This window comes from Streptococcus sp. 11-4097 (genome assembly GCF_018215285.2).
Classification (GTDB): domain Bacteria; phylum Bacillota; class Bacilli; order Lactobacillales; family Streptococcaceae; genus Streptococcus.
Window position 1 is genome coordinate 137,160 of the sequence record NZ_CP185262.1, and the last position, 17,574, is coordinate 154,733.

Consider the following 17,574-nt stretch of genomic DNA (forward strand, 5'->3'; position numbering starts at 1 on the left):
TCCAACTGTATTTTATCAAAATTTCTATTTAATTGTCAAATATAATCCGTTCGCTAATTGCGTCCGATAATTTTCTCAGTTGCCTATCTCCGATAACTGTAGCTGATAAAACATCAATTTCTGATGTTCGTGGTTCTATTTTATTTTTATCAATAGTAGTTATGCAATCTAAGGCTGCGTAAGTCGTCTTCTCTAAACTCTTCTGAAATCTATCCATTTGCTCGTTAGCTTTTTCTAATAGTTCAGTAGATTTTTTCTTTTTCTGATAAACAGTTTTCAATGTATCGTAGTACTTATCTATGTTTTCGAATAAGTAAGGCATATCTGTTATATCAGTGATAGGTGCAATATTATCAGGTAAAACGGAATTTATTTCCTCTAGGAGTTCGTCATTTATCTTTCTAGCAGACGTAGTTGCTAATTCGTAAGTTAAATAAAAGAGTTCTCTTGAAAATTCAAAATCAAGTTTTAGTTTATCTTTACCTGGTTTAGACGTTAAAGGAATAACAGTTATAGTCCGCTTATCTTTCCTATCGTTTTTAGAGAGTGTGATAGCATAATGTGTTTTTGAAAATTCCTCTCCAAAATTCATCCCAAAATGGACATATACTATAGTTCCTGGAGCATATGTCTTGTAACGACGCCTTTTTTTATGTAGGTCTCTTTCTAACTGCTCAACATAATTCAAAAGACTTTGCCCCATTCCATAACATTTATGGTAATGGGGATTATCTTTTACAAAACTTATAAGCCGTTCGGTTGCCTCGGATAGTAGGGCAAGGTTTTCTATTTTTCCCAAATTCAGAACCCCTACACTTTATAAATATCTACGACCTCTCCGATTGTACGGATGTCGTCGTTTTCTGTCAGATGGATTTCTTCGTATCCACTATTTAGACTTTGCAAGTACCAGGAACCGTCATAATCTCTTTTAAGCTTTTTGACGAAGTTCTTGCCGTTCACTTGGAAAATACCGATTGAGTTGACATCAATTTGACTAGCTACTCTGATAAATAATAAGTCATTATCTTCTATGAGTGGCTCCATGCTATCACCTGCCACCTTAGCTATCGTGTCATATTCCTCTGGTACGTCTTCAGCTCTTAGTCTTACCTCCATATGCAGATTATCTTCCTGAAATGTTCCATGACCTGCAGCAACCAGTCCCTCTACATAATCAGTAATGTAGTCTTCGTCCTCTTGAGGCTTGTCAAACATAGAAATAATATTAGAGTTCTCTTGCTCCTCAAGTTGCTCCTTAGCATAATTAAGGACTTTCTCCTGCCTTGGTTCTTCTAGTTTGTTGTAGATCGGCAAGATTTTAGCCTCATTGCCGTTGAAATAATCTAAAGGTACGTCGAAATAATCAGCAAGGACTCTGACTGATGAAAGCCTTGGCTCTTCTTTGTCATTTTCCCATTTAGAAATTTTCCCTTTATTAAAGTTCATAGTATCAGGATACCTATTATTTAAGTTATTAGCTAACTCATCAAGAGTTAAGTTATGTTTCTTTCTAAGTTCTCTGATTTTGTTTCCAATCATTTTTCCACTTCCTCATTTCTTAATAATCATTATACTATAAAAGTTTCGTTTTCGCAAACATTTTTTAAAAAAATAAAAAAAGTTGTTGACAACGAAACAAAGTTGGTATATACTAGAACCATAAAACAAAGTTGCGAAAACGACAACTTGGAAAGGAGAGGCCTATGAGCGGTGTAATGGTGCTAGATAAGCCGTATCTAAATTTAAAAAGCATTATTGTTTCAAAAGGAATGAAACAAAAAGAAATTGCTGAACAGTTGGATATGGACAAGTCAACTTTTAACATGAAAGTCAATCGTTACCGTGGACGTGATTTCACATTTTCGGAAGCTAGCAAACTTTCAAAACTACTAGACATCAAAATGGAAGATTTCTAGTATTTTTTTAGAAAGAAAGTTTCGAAAACAACAACATAAGAAAGGAGTAAACATGAATGAACTAGAAAGAACAGCCCTCAACGAGATACTGAGGACTGTAACATATATTGCTGAAAAAGTGGATGAAATTGAAAAAATTTTAGAACCACAAGCAGAGATTAAAGACGAGATCATTGGAGCTTTATCTGCTGGCAAAGGAATCGTTGATTATGGTATAGGCTCTGCAAAAGGTGCTGTTGGCCCAAGGGCGCTCAACAACGACGAACGTCTTGCTGTGGGTTTGCCAGTGAATGAGCTTATGACCGGGGATTTAGGTGTTTAACAAAAAATTTCAATTATCTTTTGAACGGCTGGTTTATTTTCACGCTCAACAGCATCATGCCATGCGTTTAAAAATAGTTCAAAATCGGGTATTCCATACAGATTTGCTAATTTAGGTAATTCTGTAAAGAGTGCCGGAAACTCTTTAAAAATAGGGAGTAGCAGTGTTGCTAAGTATCTATTTTTAGGGCGGTCTGTATAATTTTGGATAAGATGAATGATTTCGTCGGATTGATATTTTACTAATCTTTTGTGATTGAAGACTTCAATATCAAGTAGGCTTTCTTGACTGTATTGCAAATATGGCATACTCCTTGAATGTTTATCCCATATGTTTTGATTTGAATATTCTTCTAAAAAATAATGAGCTGTCATTTCACAAATCACTTCCTCGAACCAAAACATCGTCCGCTGCTTAGCACTGGCATTGATGTAAAAATGGCACAACTCATGAGCTACTTGGTAAACGTTTCTGGCATAGAGGTCTGAACCTTCGGTTGATAAAAAAATGATGTGATTATCTGCAAATGTCATCGGTGCATCGACGATTTCAGCATCAACAATATATAATTTCTTATCAACAATACCAGGGAAAATCTTATTTGCTATATGAGGTAGATTAAGCATTACGAGTGGGTGGACACTCTTAGAGACACCATAGAAATAAAACCAATCTTTAGCATTAGGTAATTGAAATCTAAACATAATTTTTCTCCAATCATTTTATTATTTTTATTATACCAAATTTAGAAAGGAGACTGTATGACAGATTTTAAAAATTTAGATTGTCAATTTATCTTTCAAGAATGCAACTGAAAATTATACTGCTGTTAGTAATAGCTTTATCAACGATCCTGCGCTGGATTTTACAGCCGTTGGTATTATGATGGTTATTTTAGCTAATCACCCCAACTGGCAAGTCTATCCGGATGAGATAGCTAAAAGAAAAGGTGTAAGTCGGGATATGGTAGATAGACATTTCAAGAAGATAGAGAAGGCCGGTTATCTCAGAACTTTTAAAAAAAGTCTTGGACGAGGAAAAGGAGTTCAGGTCTTTCGGTTCTTCTCAGATGTTAAAATTACCGATTTTCAATTTGAAATTATGCTACAGAGATTAGAGGAGGCTTTACAAAAGTTATCCACAGATTAGCAGTTACATTTCCTTATTTTACAAATCTGTATTTTACAAATCTGTATTTTACAAATCAGTAAAATAAGGCACTAATAAATACTAACTAACAACAAGTATTAAATAACAATAAATATTAACTAACAACAAGTCCTACTTCTCTTAATAAATAAAAGAGAGAAATTTAAAATTTCAATTTTAGGACTTTGCAGAATTGGAAAGGAGTACTCGTGAAGCAATTAAAACTAAGTATTAAACCCAAACAAGAACCTACTGAAGGTCAATCTCTTAATTCGTCAGGTTATTCAGTAAAAATTAATGACTGGGAGCTTGGCAGAGGGGTCACTGGCTTCAGACTAGAAATGCCTGCGAACGGAAAACCAAAAGCCACCGTCACATTTACACCAGATGTTATTGATGTAGATGAGATGATGGCAGTTGTAGGAGTTCAAACATTACTGTCTGAACTCAATGAATAGACCACTGAAATCTTCCTTGAGTAAACCAGTGATTTGACCAGATGAAATCAGTTGCTTGGCGGTATCTTTGAAATCATCTTCCTCAAATTCTGGAGCGTGGAAGTCGTGCCCTGTACCTACTGGGATAGATGGCTCAAGCGCAGCAAACTCAAGAATTTTATCAGCGAGAGTTTGATTAAAACTCATCACTTATCCTCCTTTCGTTTAGGATAAGTTAATTATAGCAAAAAAGCCCCTCTGGAACGGCAATTCCATTGAGGGACTCAGTAAAACAGTTACGAGGTAATTATATCATGAAAACAGTAAAAAAGGAATGGAAACCAAGAATTGTAAACATCATGGCAGATGGTTCAGTCATTGAAGACTTAACAGGATATGTCATCCCTGCCGGTCATTCGTACTATGACATTATTTTAGGCATAAACAAGCAATCTAACGAAGAGGGCGTAGCTTAATGAAATTACTTACTAAGTTAAAACTCAGACTCGAAGGTGTTATTAAATCAATTAACCTTGACTGGCGAGAGGTAGCGGTCGAACTCATGACAGAACTATTTGAGGAGCGCAAACGTCGCTTTGCTTTCGAGCAAGAAATCTACAATTTGAAGCAAGAATTGGCAATCTACAAAGAAAAAGAACAAATCGAAAAAGGAGAACAATATGTTTAAAGCACTAAAAGCAATTAAAAAAATCAAACAACTTCAGAAAGAAATGAACGCTTTCAGCCTTGCGTTTCTAGCTCTACAAGATATGGGCTTGATGCCAGAGACTGAAAGAAGCAAGGCGAAGGCTCAAACAATGCACGATGTGAGCCACGTGCTCAAGGATGTTCTGGACGGCAAGTCGGTAGATGAAGCGATGAAGCGTCTAAATAGCGAAGTGAAAATTGAAGAGGTGGAGCAGGAAGATGACTAGAATTGAACTTGAAAACCGTGTATGGCTTTTGGCCAATCATGAAGAAAAAAACGAATTGCTGGATCTCGGGCTAACGTCAAAGGCCAGATATGTGAAGCGAGTTCTGGAACTTGGAAAGGTGTATGCTCATGTTTGATTATGACAGAGATATGATGCAACCACCCGAAGAGCGAGAAGAACTCGACCCAAGCGAGTACATCTATGTTGGATGTGGTCAGTATCGATATGTGGGTGATGAAATATGATTCATGAACTACACGCAGAAATCGATAATTGGCGAGCTGAATATATCCATCTTGGCCAAGAACTCGGAGAAATTATCAATGAGCAACAAAATATTATTTTAAAATTGCAAAACGAAAATAGACGTATAAAACGTGAAAATTGGAACCTTAAGAAGACGAAAGGAAGAAAGAAATGAAAAAACGATTATATTACAAAAAATGGAAACAAGAACTTAGAGAGGAAATGAAAGCAGAAACTGACGGCGAGTATCTAACCGAGAAAATGGTTAGAAAAATGAGTATTAACGACATGTTACATTATTTTCGAAAATTAGCATTAGAAGATGCTGGATACTGTGGGACAATGTTTAATTACTAAAAGAAAAAGGTAGAAGAAAATGAGTTACGAGCAAATATCAGAATCAACATACTTTCAAAACATGAGCTACTGGAACCAAGTTGCACAAAATTATAGAGCGTTAGGCGGTCTAGGAATTTGTGATGATGAAACAGGCGAAGAGCTTTACACAATTTAAGGAGAAAATAAAATGGCAAATGAAATAGCTAAATTCGATACATTAACACCGCAACAAGCATTCAAAAGTCCAGCGGCGTTAGAAAAATTTAAGTCGGTATTGGACGGAAGTGAGACACAGTTCGTTGCAAGTTTGTTGTCGATTATAAACAATAATAGTCACCTAGCTAAAGCTACAAATACAAGCATCATGAACGCTGCCATGAAAGCAGCGACTTTAAAACTACCGATTGAGCCAAGCCTTGGAATGGCATACGTAGTACCGTATAACAGAAGCGAGAAGCACGGGAACACTTGGGTAAAAATAAACGAAGCGCAATTCCAAATGGGTTACAGAGGTTTTATCCAATTGGCGCAACGTAGTGGACAAATCAGAAACATAAACTGCGACATCGTTTACAAAGAGGAATTTTTGCGATACGACAAAGTTTATGGCACGTTACACCTCAAAGAAGAGCAAGTTGATAGCGGAGAGGTTGAGGGATATTTTGCAAGTTTGGAATTGATCAATGGATTTCGAAAGATGATTTTTTGGAAAAAAGAAAAAGTCATAGCACATGCTCAGAAATATTCTAAAACCTACGACAAGCAGATTGGAGATTTTAAACCAGGAACTCCTTGGAAGACCGAATTTGATGCCATGGCTCAAAAAACACTTATCAAGGAACTTCTAAGTAAGTATGCTCCTCTCTCAATTGAGTTACAGGAAGCTATTATGGCCGATAACGAAGATTCCAACGTAAACGAAGTGAAGAGAGCAAAGGATGTCACACCTCCAGAATCCGACAATCTATCTGATTTGTTAGGTGCTCCAGAAGAAACAGGCGAAGTAATTGATAAGGAGCCAGAAAATGGTCAAATGGACATGCTAGAAGGGGAGGATTTCTAAAATGGTTGAAGAATTAAAAGATGTAACGGATAGTCTAGAACTCGTTCCAGTAACAGATTTAGAGATTGGTTTTACTCTAAAAGCCGCTGAAATCGAAATCCAAGGCAAAGAAGTTTTGGAGCAAGCTTTAGAGTCTTATAAAAAGAAATACACTGGCTATATCGTTACAGAAGAAACTTTATCAGATGACATTAAAGTAAAAGACGAGTTGGGACGAGTACAGCGTCAGATTGAACAAGAACTTAAAAACCAGCTTTCAGAATACTCTAAACCTCTTGACGAAGCAAAGGCTTGGGTTGATAGCATATTAGACCCTATCAAAACTTTGCAGACAGACATTAAAAATCAAATCAGGGAGTTTGAGGAGAGAGAAACAGAAGCCCGAAAGGAAACGGTCAGAAAAGCTTTTGAATCTGCAATCGCAGAAAGTGGTACAGAACTTGACATCAAATTATTTGCTATTTACTTTGACGATTTCAGCAAGAAGAAGTGTTTTATGGCCGATAATGTGCGAATCAATCAAGCTACTTCTAAGATGATTGTCGGATTGGTTGCAGAAGAAGCTACTAAGAAGCAACAACGTGAAGCTGGACTTATCCAGATTACAGAAGCGGCAGCTAAAGCTGGTTTCGGACCTACTGTCTACATTCGCAGTTATGACCAGGGAGCGAAACTTGTTGATGTTTTGCAGGCAATTTTTGATGATAAGGCATTAGCTGAAAGAACTAAAGCGGAAACCGAACTAAAAAAGCGTATTGATGAAATGACTGCTATCGCGGTAGCTAAAGATTTGAACCCTGAAAAGTACGTTGATTTGCTAAGAGAGGGTCGCTCTGCTTTGGATACTATCGATATCTTACATGCAGATGCAGATGAGCTTAGACGGACTAAAGCAGAAGCGGAACAAGATACTCAGGGTCAATTCTACGCCCAAAATCATCCTGAATTTGGGTCAGAAAGCAGTTCAGGGGGCAATCATACCCTAGAGCAAGAAACAGGCCGAAAATCGCAAAATATGGCTTCTGATGATGTGGCTAAAAAATATGGTTATCGATACCAAAATATGGAAATTATTTTCCCTGAAAAAAATATGCGTCAAGTCAAAGAGCAATTCAAGGCTATTTCTCAAGAGTTAGGGATTATTGTCCGAGTAATGCCTGAAATGGCAAGCAAGGCTGAAAGGGTGGAAATGGAATGACAATGGATTTACTTGGTAAAGACTACTATTCAGCAGCTTCAGCACGTCGCTACTGGTCTATCTCGCAATATAAGCGATTTAGAGAGTGCGAAGCACGGGCGTTAGCGGAGCTGGAAGGAGAATGGGAAGACCAGAGAGACAACACAGCTCTCTTGGTCGGGAACATGGTCCACAGCTATTTTGAAAGTCCAGAAGTACATAAGAAATTTATGGATGAAAACACAGATGTCATGATTTCAAAAGCCGGAAAGACCAAAGGTCAGTTAAAATCTGACTTCTTGGTCGGCCAGCGCATGATTGAGCAACTGGAGGCCGACAAGCAATTTATGGAGTTTTATGTCGGTCAGAAAGAGGTTGCTGTCACAGGCGAAATCGAAGGAGTGGAATTCAAAGGTAAGATTGACTGCCTCAATGTTGAAAAAGGGTATTTCGTGGATATTAAGACCACGAAATCTGACATTGATAGTATGGTCTGGGTTCAGGATGAAGCAAGCGGACGAAATATTCAAGTCCGCTGGTTCGAGGCTTGGGGATATGTCCTTCAAATGGCTGCTTACAAGAAGATGCTGGAAAATCAGTACGGCAAAGAGTTCACCCCTATTATTTACGCAGTGACGAAAGAGTCGACGCCTGATACCCGGGCGATTGTTTTCCAATCGCAGGAAAAACTCGACTATGAGCTGACTGAGCTGTCTATGCTGATTCAGCATCTTGATAAGGTCAAGCGAGGCGAAGAGAAGGCAAAGCCATGCGGCCATTGTGAATACTGCAAAACAAAAGCTTTGAGCCAGCGTGTGGAGGTGATTTGATGATCTATCTCTTTGGGAAACAACTCAAAAATAAACAAGCCGTGTATTCTTGTAAAACTGCGAACTAGAAAACGTCAATGAAGGTCATGTGACCTTGGACGAGCGACTGCCCGTATTTAGCCAATTATCACAAAGGCAGTCGCATTTTTTTGAAATAACATGAATGAAATCAAAGAAAAAGCCCTGGCCAAGTTGCTAGAGGAATTAAATAAACCACACGATATCGCACTTGATCGCATTCATAACTGGATTTGTGACCAGGAAGATGAAGAACTATTTCAAGGCATCTTAAAAGAGCGATATTCTCTGACATGCGCTCTAAAATATGCGAAAGAAAAAGCTCGAAACTTCGCTGAAAACGGAGTGGCTTGTATCGATGATGAGACTGTTTTTGGATGGATTCGAGATTATTTTATTTCAAATTCACAAGTATCCAACATTGAACAGGTACCAGTCGAATCTATCAAGAAAGAAAAACCTCAGAATTCTCAAGAAGAGAAGATTGACGTGGCCAAAATTAGAAAAGGCGCTGGTCCAGACGATGATATCATCAAGAAACCTAAAATTAAGAAGGAGAAAGGAGTAGTCGAAGGCCAATTGGACCTTTTTGAAGAATTAGCATGAGCAAGATCAACGAACAATGCAAGCGAGAAGCTGATAGACGATTGAAACCACCTGCAAACTTCTGGAGCTGGTGCTATTCGCAAATCACAACGTACAAATGGACCAATAAGGACAAGACCATAATTGCTTCAGATTTGAATCTTGGTCATTGTATTGAAAAGCGACTGATAAAGTCGTCACGGCTCACTTTTTATGACAAGACTTACTTTTTCTCTATCATTCTCAGCACTTCGAAACGTATCGAAATACAATCTTATGAATTCAGGTCGAAGTTGGTTGAAGGAAAACAATTTATCGATTGGCATTTTACAAATTTGGAGCGATTCGAAAATGACAAACATGTGAAGATTGGCCAAGATTACAACGGACAATTTTATCCGTATCTTTTCGCTAATTTCTTTAGCGGAGGATATTATACAGGTAATATATTCTATCCAAACAACTGGGTTGAAAAACTTAAAAAGGTATCTGAACTCAAATATTTGAAGTTCGGGAATATTTACTATTGGGAAATTGAACGGCTTTACAAATATAAGTTTGAAATTGAATTTGCTCAGAAAATTCATGCTTATAGATTAGCCAACGAAATCATGTATCCAGATTACAGAATTGGATTTACAAGAAATGTAGATATGCGAACCTTGAACCGCAGATGGCTTCAAAAGAACAAACAATTCTTTAAGAACTCGAATCGTAGTTTCAATGAATTTGAATTGAGCCGTCGATTAAAAGAACGGAACGGCCAACTAGTGCCTGGCATTGAGTCTTATCTGACTTACCACGATATCAAGCACATACCGAAAGGTATCGGGATCAATAAGTTTCAGAATTGGGTTATCAAGAATCATATTGACTTCAATGAATACCTTGACTATCTCAAGATGCTACGAGAAATGGGCATTGAGCCTGAAGGTGATGCTATGCTTGTACCAAAGGATTTTACGGCAATGCACAATCACACAGTCGGATTATACAATCAATTCGTCGAAGAAAAACAAAAACTGGAAGATAAGAAGAAACGCAAGCAACTTGAAGCTGAATTTAAACTCAGAGAAGGAATGGATAAGACCATCCAGGGATACGCATTCCATGTCCCTAGAAAAGTGGCCGAGCTTATCTATGAGGGCAAGAAGCTACACCACTGCGTAAGCTCATACACAGACAAGCATTTTAAAGGGAATACCTTAATAGTGTTTGTCCGTCTATCAAATCAACCTAAAAAACCTCTTTACACACTCGAAGTAAGGCAGGGGAAGATAGCTCAATTTCGTGGCAAATATAACCAAGATGTACCAGCTGAAGTATGGGACATAGCCAGAGAATGGATGAAGCAAACGAAATTAGTAAAAAAAGTAGCATAAAGGAGAAAAATAAATGCTAAATAAAATCGACATCCCAGGAACAAGTATCACACTAGAAATCGTAGATAAGAACATCACGATTACAAACAAAATTGAATATGATATGCAGATGCATTTCAGAAATACGGACGCAGACACTTCTCTTGACACAAGTGGCGACGTGTTCGAGCCTCTTTATTGGCTAGACATCAGGGTAACACCGAAAACACCAACAGAGTATCATACGAGCCTTGGAGTCAAGAGGGAGAAACGCCACTTGGCCGAACTTCAGAAGTTCTTCGAGTTCATCGAGAACAACAAGCGAAATCTCTTCGACCTTTGTGGAATCAAGGGAGAGTTGCAATGAAATCTCTGACATTATCGTTAGACATTTCAACTACTGCGACAGGATGGGCCGTATTTTACGGCTCTGACCTTGTCCAGAGTGGTGTCTTAAAGCATAAAAGCAAATCATTCTTTGAACGTGGGCGCTTCATGGCTAGCGAACTGCGAGCGATTCAATCTAGAGCGCTCCAGAAACACGACTGCCATTTTGAATCGATTGTGGTCGAGAAAAACTCGGTTATGGGACCAAATCAACAATCTATGATTAGCATCGGAATTGTGACAGGTATCATCCTTGGTCGACTGATTGCTGACAATGTGTACTTCGTGAACGTGTCGACCTGGCGCAAGTACTGGAAATTTAGCTACAAAGACCGAAGTAAGAAATCAATGAAGATACAGGCTGTTGCTAAGGTTTCAGACGGATTCAACCTGAATGTCAAAGACGACGAGGCAGATGCGATCCTTATTGGTTCGTATTTCGTGAACCAAGGGCGTGAATTCGGTGAGCTAGAAAGTCACAAGATAAGTTAGAGAATAAAATTGAGGAGGTGGAAAAATGAAAGACAAAGTGACTAAAAATAAAATCATTGAATTTGTCAAAAGCACCCAAGTTTTTAACAAGGATATGCAGAACAACGTTATTAGCGTTAAAGCGCTTGATAACATTAGAGATTTTATTTTTAATGTGAATCAAGTCTTTACTCTTGATGATGCAACCAAAGTGGCTTTAGACGATATTTGCCACCGTTGCTTGGTCTATAGCGATTTTTTCAAGCCTAACGTGGATTTGGTTGACATGACTAAGAAAATAAACTGTATTAGATTTGACGTTATATTGGAATTAAAAACGGCTAAAATTGATATTTTTTAGAAGTAGGACACAATACAAGAAAAAGAGGTCACAGATTGAAACGATTTATAGTTATATGGATATTATTGTCTGCTGGATTGAATATTTGGCAGAGTATCCATATTAAGAAATTAGAAGAAAAGCGCCCAATTATCGTCTATAAAGCTGACAATCAAGGAGCAGAAATCAAAGGCAGAGTTTTACAAAAGGAGAAGATTGGAGACATGTATACTATCACAGTACAAAATTACGGCATTTTCGTAGTCACGCAAACAAGCTACGAATCTTTGAGGGTTGGAGATGAGGTGAGATTATGAGACCAAAAAAATATCCGTATTTAGGAAGAAGAAAAAAGCAAGATACTTCGTCGCCATTGTTTTCTGCACGACCAATTTTTAACGAGATTCCAATTGTAGAAGAAGTTAAAGTTGAGTTCGAAGTTGAAGCTAGTGTTGGACGTTCATATCCAGAAATATTAATACATTTAGATATTTCTGGATACGGAAATAGAGTGCATTCAGTACGTCGTTTCTCTGATATCTTACTGAGTGCTGGTGAGTCAATCCAACTAAAAATACTCTTTTATAAAAGGCTTAGAAATTTGACCGCAGATCGGTTTTTGACCTTTAGAGAATCTGATTGGAATCTCTTTATCTGTGATCTGGTCAGCGAATTTGCACATTAAAAAGCCAAGACATTCTCTGTCTCAGCTAATAGTTCTCGCAAAGACTATTATATCACAAAGGAGACAGAGAGTGAACAAAGCTAAAGAACTCTTGAAAGAGTTGCAGGATCTGGACATGGACATCCGAAGCCGTATAGATGAAATCAATGAGCTTGAGGCAGGTTTGCTCTCAAGTCCTAAATGGACGGATGTCAAAGTCCAAGGTGGTCAAGCTAGAAAAATTGATGACGTCTATACTCAGCTTGTAGTAATGAAAGAGGCTATAGAACAGGATACTAAAGAGGTTATCAACAGAAAGCTTGAATTAGGTAGAATGATCAACAGGCTTAAAAATCCAAAATACAGGGCAATCCTAAGAATGACATATATTACTAAAATGTATATCGAGGATATTTGTGATAAGTTATCAATCAGCAAGAGCTCGTATTACAGCATGCGTAAGGTTGCTATTGAAGAGCTGGAGGTAATTTTGGAATAATTTGGAATTTCTTGAGTTATCTTGAGAATATCTTGAGAATATGTGTTAATCAAAATAATCTTGATGTGCACTGTAACAATAATCTGTTAGAATGGTAGTATCAAGAATTAAAGCAAAGGCACCTTAGGCAACGACCTAGAAAAGCTTCTGAAAAACTGCTGGCTTGGGTTACCAGTGGCGATAGAGTAGGATGTTTTAATATCGCAAAAAAGACTACACAAAACAAAAAAAGAAAAAAGTAATTTCTAATTAACACGCAAGTCTGTAGTCTGCTTGCATTTTAGGGCTTAGCCTAGATAATCTGTGGTAACTCAGGAAAAGGATGTTTTTAAATCTATCAAACATCCTGCCAGCAATGGTCAATCTAAGCAATTTAATCTTAACTATTTCAGTTTTGGAATAGGTGGGCGAAGTTAAAGCAGAAAGATTCCAACGGCAAGGTGCTGAGGAAATACAAATGTGGCAGTTTGACTGTGAGACGAGTCCATAAGAGGAAAGAGGTATTTGGTTCGAGGTGCAACAAGAGCTTAATACCATATCTTACAAAAATTGGGTGCCTCCCAAAAGTATGTAAGGTGAGTCGATTGTCCGCAAAACAATCGATAACAAGCAGGCGCTGTGCATTTTGTTCTTCAAAAGAGAATGAAACACATGGCGATGCGTGTCTGTGATAGATAAAAGATGATTTTTTATATTTAATGCTATTCAAGATAGAAAAAACTCAAAAAGCAAAAGTCATCGCCCGTCATAAACGAAAGTGTACTTCGGCAATTAGATTGCCTGCTCAAGTCTCGCAAGGATGAGAGTAAAGTCAAAGAGTAAAGCAGCTTAGACTTTTAGCGGGGTCTTCGTTAATTGAAAAATGGCTTAGTAGTTTGTGATGTAAGGAGTGATTGGTCTAACCAATCGTGCATGAGTGATACAAGTAGGAATACTTGTGGACAAGATAATAAACTATAAGTTATCAAAAGTCACTCGTTTAAAGCAGTAGTCTCAAGCTGGTTAATGGATATATGGTAGACGGATTAAGTCCTGCTTAGGGAATTGAGACGTCACAGGTTCGAGTCCTGTCGTTCCAATTGTGTCTCTGTGAGTAGCTATCACAATAGGGGTACAGGGCGGTAATTAGATTTAGGCTGATTAACCTGTAGGACAGAGATAAAGTAGCGCTATATAAGGCTCTGGTGGGGGAGGCACCCACTTACCGCATACAGTCACTCTTTGAGTGGCTTTTTTGATTTACAAAACGGACAAATAGGAGGTAATAGGTTGGGCAGAGCACGAGACCCAAACCGAGATAAAGCTTTTGAGATTTATAAGCAGAATAACGGAAACATCACTAACCGCAAGCTTGGTGAAATGTTGGGCGTGCCTGAAAAAACTATCTCAGTTTGGAAGTTAAGAGACAAATGGAGCGAATGTAGTACTACAAAAAACAAAAGTAGTACTACCAAACGAACACGGGGAGCGCCGAAAGGCAATAAGAACAGCAAAGGCGGAAGTATAGGCAATCAAAACGCCCTAAAACATGGACTGTTTGCTAAGTATCTACCTCAAGAGGTATATGAGATAGCGCAAGAGCTTTCAGAAAAACAGCCCATTGACATCCTTTGGGAAAATATCACGCTGACCTACGCCAATCTGTTGCATGCTCAGCGCATTCTGTATGTGCAGGACGTTGATGATACTAATACTATGCTGATTGCTAGTACAGCTAAAGGTGGAGCAAGCTATGAAGTCCACACAGCATGGGATAAGCAAGGCAAGGCGTTGGCTGCAATGGCAAGGGCTCAATCAGAGCTTAAAAGCATGATTAAGACCTACGACGAGCTCACACGTTCCCCTCTCGTTACTGAGGAGCAACGCTTGAGGATTGATAATCTCAAAGCTCAGCTAGGCTCCAATGATGAGGATGATACAGTCATTACTGGATTTACATTTGATAGGAGTGAGTATAATGGCAATACTGAACCTAGCGAAACTGATTAACCCAGTATTTGATGAAGTCCTCTACACACTCAAGAGCCACATAGTGCTAAAGGGTGGACGTGCCTCTACTAAGTCCTCTGTGGTATCCATTGACCTTGTAAATGACTTTATCAATGACCCTATGGGAAATGTGGTAGTCCTGCGCAAGGTAGGTAAGTACTTGAGGATGTCAGTGTATGAGCAGATAAGATGGGCCATTTATGAGATGGGGATAGCTAATCAGTTCAAGTTTGGGAAATCTCCCCTACAAATCACCCACAAGAAGACAGGTACAGCATTTTATTTTTACGGTGTAGACGATCCAATGAAACTCAAGTCCCAGAAGATAGCCAAAGGCTATGTAATGGCCGTATGGTTTGAGGAATTGGCTGAGTTCGCAGGCCGTGAAGACATTGATATAGTTGAGGATACTTTCATCCGTCAAGAGCTACCGAATGGCAAAGAGGTCAAAGTCTATTTCACATACAACCCTCCGAGAAATCCCTATGACTGGATAAATGAGTGGGTTGCTGAGAAAGCTAGTGACCCAACTTACATGATACATCACAGCACCTACCTTGATGACAAGTTAGGTTTTTTGTCTAAGCAGATGAAAGACAAGATAGAACGATACAAGGAGACGGACCCTGACTACTACAGATGGATGTATCTAGGCGAGGTAGTCGGTTTAGGTAATCATGTTTATAACATGAGCTATTTTAAGCCATTAGAAAGCCTCCCTGACAACGATAAAGTGATAGGTATATCATTTGCCCTAGATACAGGACACCAACAGTCAGCAACGGCCTGTGGAGCTTACGGCCTCACTGCCAAGGGTAATGTTATCTTACTTGATACGTTCTACTATAGTCCAGCTGGTAAGACCATCAAAAAGGCGCCTAGTGAGCTCTCTGTGATGATACATGACTTTATAGACAAGGTCATGAAGACTTACAGAGTACCTAAATTAAAAATGACTATTGATAGTGCGGAGGGAGCTTTGAGAAACCAATATTTCAAAGACTATGGTGAGCGCTGGCACCCTGTGGCTAAGAAGAAAAACCAGACCATGATAGACATGGTTATTAGCTTACTAGCTGAGGGGCGTTTCTACTACCTTGATACAGAAAATAACAAGGTATTCATAGAGGAGCATAAGATGTACCGCTATGATGACAAGTCACTTAATACTGATGATCCAAAAGTCATCAAGGAAGATGACCACACGGTGGACGAGTTCAAGTATTTTGTCCTAGACAACGCTAGAGAGCTAAGACTAAAAGCCTAAAGGAGCTAACAATGGGAATAGTACAGACTATCAAGAATTTTTTCACAAGGAGCAAGTATGTGATGACGACACAGAACTTAACGAATATCACTGATCACCCTAAAATAGCAGTGTCATCCGCAGAGTATGACCGCATTAGGGAAAATCTCAAGTATTATGCAGGACATTATCCACAGATTGACTACATTGACAGCAATAACACGCCTCAAAAACGAGCTTTCAACCATCTGCCTATTGGACGTACAGCAGCCAAGAAGATTGCAAGCCTAGTGTTTAATGAACAGGCTGAAATCAAGCTAGATGACAAAGACGCTAATAAATTCATTCAGAAACAGCTACAAGATGACAGATTTGTCAAGAACTTTGAGCGTTACTTAGAGAGTGGTTTGGCGCTGGGGGGCTTGGCTATGAGGCCATACGTCGATAGAGACAAGGTAAGAGTCTCTTTCATTCAAGCGCCTGTCTTTTTGCCTCTGCAAAACAACACACAGGATGTTTCTAGCGCTGCTATTATCACTAAGACAATCAAGTCAGAGGGTAACAAGCAGAAGTTTTACACGCTGATTGAACTGCACGAATGGGGCAAGGATGACAAGTACACGGTCACTAACGAGCTCTACAAGTCTGATAATAAGAACATTGTAGGTGTTAGGGTACCTCTGTCAGACCTCTATGAGGATCTTGAGGAAGTGGTAGACCTGAACGGCTTGAGTCGTCCTCTCTTTACTTACTTGAAGACCCCAGGGATGAATAACAAAGATATTAACTCAGCCCTTGGCTTGTCTATTTTTGATAATGCCAAGACTACAATGGACTTTCTTAATACGACCTATGACGAGTTTATGTGGGAGATTAAGATGGGCCAGCGCAGAGTGGCCGTCCCTAGTCAGATGATTAAAGTTGAGTACAATCAGGAGGGCGAGAATGTCACAGTCAAGCGTGAGTTTGAGGCTGGGCGTAATGTCTATGAACAGATTGACTCAGGAGATATGGACAAGGGTGTAGGCATTACAGACCTTACAACGCCTATCCGCTCAGATGACTATATCAAGGCTATCAATAAGACCCTGGCGATTTTTGAAATGCAGATAGGAGTGTCTTCTGGTACCTTTACCTTTGATGGTAAGAGCTTGAAAACAGCTACTGAGGTTGTATCAGAGAACTCAGACACTTATCAGATGAGAAACAGTATTGTCAGTTTAGTAGAGCAGTCACTGAAAGAGCTCATTATCTCAATGTTAGAGCTAGGCAAGGCTTACGGTCTTTATAAGGGGAATATCCCTGAAATGGATAAAATCAGCATTAACCTTGATGATGGAGTCTTTACAGACCGAAATGCTGAGCTGGACTACTGGGTTAAGGTTGTAAATGCTGGTTTTGCTACGGATGTCATGGCCATTGAAAAGGTGCTCAATGTTACGCCTGAAAAAGCTAGACAAATCAAAGCTGAAATCAGTGGGAATGCTATTGGCGAGGCTAACAACGGCAGGAGTGATGAAGATGTTGAAATATATGGTAATTGATAGGCTGAGGCGTTTATTTGGAATAAAAAGCCCAAGCCGGCTAATAACTAAAG

General features: G+C 38.9%; 28 protein-coding genes. 24 read left to right on the top strand and 4 right to left on the bottom strand.

Going from position 1 to position 17,574, the window contains the following annotated elements:
* Positions 1 to 28: 28 nt before the first annotated feature.
* Positions 29 to 799, bottom strand: coding sequence for a type II toxin-antitoxin system PemK/MazF family toxin (locus tag KB197_RS00630; protein WP_084862217.1), 771 nt, complete (start codon positions 797 to 799; stop codon positions 29 to 31).
* Positions 800 to 810: 11 nt separating this feature from the next.
* Positions 811 to 1,542: an XRE family transcriptional regulator gene (locus KB197_RS00635; RefSeq protein ID WP_212573778.1), complete on the bottom strand. Its 732-nt coding sequence runs from the start codon at positions 1,540 to 1,542 to the stop codon at positions 811 to 813.
* Between the two features lie 164 nt (positions 1,543 to 1,706).
* On the opposite strand from KB197_RS00635, the gene KB197_RS00640 reads away from it, so the two are divergent.
* Both KB197_RS00640 and KB197_RS00645 read left to right on the top strand, forming a co-directional pair.
* Positions 1,707 to 1,919 (top strand): helix-turn-helix domain-containing protein, encoded by a 213-nt coding sequence (locus tag KB197_RS00640; RefSeq protein WP_057595487.1) that lies wholly within the window; start codon positions 1,707 to 1,709, stop codon positions 1,917 to 1,919.
* Positions 1,920 to 1,971: 52 nt separating this feature from the next.
* Positions 1,972 to 2,241, top strand: coding sequence for a hypothetical protein (locus tag KB197_RS00645; protein ID WP_212573795.1), 270 nt, complete (start codon positions 1,972 to 1,974; stop codon positions 2,239 to 2,241).
* On the opposite strand, the gene KB197_RS00650 is transcribed toward KB197_RS00645, so the two are convergent.
* Positions 2,238 to 2,945, bottom strand: coding sequence for a hypothetical protein (locus KB197_RS00650; protein ID WP_212573777.1), 708 nt, complete (start codon positions 2,943 to 2,945; stop codon positions 2,238 to 2,240). The genes KB197_RS00645 and KB197_RS00650 overlap by 4 nt on opposite strands.
* A gap of 178 nt (positions 2,946 to 3,123) precedes the next feature.
* Here KB197_RS00650 and KB197_RS00655 point away from each other — a divergent pair, with 178 nt between their 5' ends.
* Positions 3,124 to 3,390 (top strand): transcriptional regulator, encoded by a 267-nt coding sequence (locus tag KB197_RS00655; RefSeq protein ID WP_421127734.1) that lies wholly within the window; start codon positions 3,124 to 3,126, stop codon positions 3,388 to 3,390.
* A 209-nt stretch (positions 3,391 to 3,599) separates the two neighbouring features.
* Positions 3,600 to 3,848, top strand: a complete 249-nt coding sequence (locus tag KB197_RS00660; RefSeq protein ID WP_212573776.1) for a hypothetical protein — start codon at positions 3,600 to 3,602, stop codon at positions 3,846 to 3,848.
* Here KB197_RS00660 and KB197_RS00665 read toward each other — a convergent pair.
* Entirely contained in the window at positions 3,825 to 4,034 is a 210-nt protein-coding gene (locus KB197_RS00665; RefSeq protein WP_084862223.1) for a hypothetical protein, read from the bottom strand. The genes KB197_RS00660 and KB197_RS00665 overlap by 24 nt on opposite strands.
* Before the next feature lie 107 nt (positions 4,035 to 4,141).
* Between KB197_RS00665 and KB197_RS00670 the strand changes: the two genes are divergently transcribed.
* The 20 genes from KB197_RS00670 to KB197_RS00765 all read left to right on the top strand — a co-directional run bounded on the left by KB197_RS00670 (position 4,142) and on the right by KB197_RS00765 (position 17,521).
* The gene (locus tag KB197_RS00670) at positions 4,142 to 4,303 is read left to right on the top strand and encodes a BOW99_gp33 family protein (RefSeq protein WP_192856280.1); all 162 of its coding nucleotides are present in this window, start codon (positions 4,142 to 4,144) and stop codon (positions 4,301 to 4,303) included.
* On the top strand, positions 4,303 to 4,515 hold the full coding sequence (locus tag KB197_RS00675; protein WP_212573775.1) for a hypothetical protein: 213 nt from the start codon (positions 4,303 to 4,305) through the stop codon (positions 4,513 to 4,515). The genes KB197_RS00670 and KB197_RS00675 overlap by 1 nt, the downstream gene beginning before the upstream one ends.
* Complete coding sequence (locus KB197_RS00680) at positions 4,508 to 4,762, top strand: hypothetical protein (protein ID WP_212573774.1); 255 nt, start codon at positions 4,508 to 4,510, stop codon at positions 4,760 to 4,762. Before KB197_RS00675 ends, KB197_RS00680 begins: the two co-directional genes overlap by 8 nt.
* Complete coding sequence (locus KB197_RS00685) at positions 4,755 to 4,898, top strand: hypothetical protein (RefSeq protein ID WP_000196747.1); 144 nt, start codon at positions 4,755 to 4,757, stop codon at positions 4,896 to 4,898. The genes KB197_RS00680 and KB197_RS00685 overlap by 8 nt, the downstream gene beginning before the upstream one ends.
* 105 nt (positions 4,899 to 5,003) lie before the next feature.
* On the top strand, positions 5,004 to 5,183 hold the full coding sequence (locus tag KB197_RS00690) for a hypothetical protein (protein ID WP_212573773.1): 180 nt from the start codon (positions 5,004 to 5,006) through the stop codon (positions 5,181 to 5,183).
* Entirely contained in the window at positions 5,180 to 5,365 is a 186-nt protein-coding gene (locus KB197_RS00695) for a hypothetical protein (RefSeq protein ID WP_078352975.1), read from the top strand. Before KB197_RS00690 ends, KB197_RS00695 begins: the two co-directional genes overlap by 4 nt.
* Positions 5,366 to 5,534: 169 nt before the next feature.
* On the top strand, positions 5,535 to 6,410 hold the full coding sequence (locus tag KB197_RS00700) for a recombinase RecT (RefSeq protein ID WP_212573772.1): 876 nt from the start codon (positions 5,535 to 5,537) through the stop codon (positions 6,408 to 6,410).
* Between the two features lies 1 nt (position 6,411).
* On the top strand, positions 6,412 to 7,608 hold the full coding sequence (locus KB197_RS00705; protein WP_212573771.1) for a DUF1351 domain-containing protein: 1,197 nt from the start codon (positions 6,412 to 6,414) through the stop codon (positions 7,606 to 7,608).
* Positions 7,605 to 8,417, top strand: a complete 813-nt coding sequence (locus KB197_RS00710; protein ID WP_212573770.1) for a PD-(D/E)XK nuclease-like domain-containing protein — start codon at positions 7,605 to 7,607, stop codon at positions 8,415 to 8,417. The genes KB197_RS00705 and KB197_RS00710 overlap by 4 nt, the downstream gene beginning before the upstream one ends.
* Positions 8,418 to 8,576: 159 nt before the next feature.
* Positions 8,577 to 9,041, top strand: coding sequence for a Cas9 inhibitor AcrIIA9 family protein (locus tag KB197_RS00715; protein ID WP_084862239.1), 465 nt, complete (start codon positions 8,577 to 8,579; stop codon positions 9,039 to 9,041).
* Positions 9,038 to 10,402, top strand: a complete 1,365-nt coding sequence (locus KB197_RS00720) for a PcfJ domain-containing protein (RefSeq protein WP_084862241.1) — start codon at positions 9,038 to 9,040, stop codon at positions 10,400 to 10,402. The genes KB197_RS00715 and KB197_RS00720 overlap by 4 nt, the downstream gene beginning before the upstream one ends.
* Before the next feature lie 13 nt (positions 10,403 to 10,415).
* Positions 10,416 to 10,748 (top strand): hypothetical protein, encoded by a 333-nt coding sequence (locus KB197_RS00725; RefSeq protein ID WP_084862243.1) that lies wholly within the window; start codon positions 10,416 to 10,418, stop codon positions 10,746 to 10,748.
* The gene (locus KB197_RS00730) at positions 10,745 to 11,260 is read left to right on the top strand and encodes a hypothetical protein (protein ID WP_084862245.1); all 516 of its coding nucleotides are present in this window, start codon (positions 10,745 to 10,747) and stop codon (positions 11,258 to 11,260) included. Before KB197_RS00725 ends, KB197_RS00730 begins: the two co-directional genes overlap by 4 nt.
* Positions 11,261 to 11,285: 25 nt before the next feature.
* Entirely contained in the window at positions 11,286 to 11,600 is a 315-nt protein-coding gene (locus KB197_RS00735) for a hypothetical protein (protein ID WP_084862247.1), read from the top strand.
* A 35-nt stretch (positions 11,601 to 11,635) separates the two neighbouring features.
* A complete protein-coding gene (locus KB197_RS00740) occupies positions 11,636 to 11,896 on the top strand; it encodes a DUF1372 family protein (protein ID WP_212573769.1) in 261 nt (86 codons plus the stop codon).
* Complete coding sequence (locus tag KB197_RS00745; RefSeq protein WP_212573768.1) at positions 11,893 to 12,264, top strand: hypothetical protein; 372 nt, start codon at positions 11,893 to 11,895, stop codon at positions 12,262 to 12,264. The genes KB197_RS00740 and KB197_RS00745 overlap by 4 nt, the downstream gene beginning before the upstream one ends.
* Before the next feature lie 70 nt (positions 12,265 to 12,334).
* Complete coding sequence (locus KB197_RS00750; protein WP_212573767.1) at positions 12,335 to 12,742, top strand: DUF1492 domain-containing protein; 408 nt, start codon at positions 12,335 to 12,337, stop codon at positions 12,740 to 12,742.
* Between the two features lie 1,269 nt (positions 12,743 to 14,011).
* Positions 14,012 to 14,731 (top strand): phage terminase small subunit, encoded by a 720-nt coding sequence (gene terS / locus KB197_RS00755; protein ID WP_084862256.1) that lies wholly within the window; start codon positions 14,012 to 14,014, stop codon positions 14,729 to 14,731.
* Positions 14,700 to 15,998: a PBSX family phage terminase large subunit gene (locus KB197_RS00760; RefSeq protein WP_084862258.1), complete on the top strand. Its 1,299-nt coding sequence runs from the start codon at positions 14,700 to 14,702 to the stop codon at positions 15,996 to 15,998. The genes terS and KB197_RS00760 overlap by 32 nt, the downstream gene beginning before the upstream one ends.
* An 11-nt stretch (positions 15,999 to 16,009) precedes the next feature.
* Positions 16,010 to 17,521: a phage portal protein gene (locus KB197_RS00765; RefSeq protein ID WP_338092167.1), complete on the top strand. Its 1,512-nt coding sequence runs from the start codon at positions 16,010 to 16,012 to the stop codon at positions 17,519 to 17,521.
* The last annotated feature ends 53 nt before the right edge of the window (positions 17,522 to 17,574 follow it).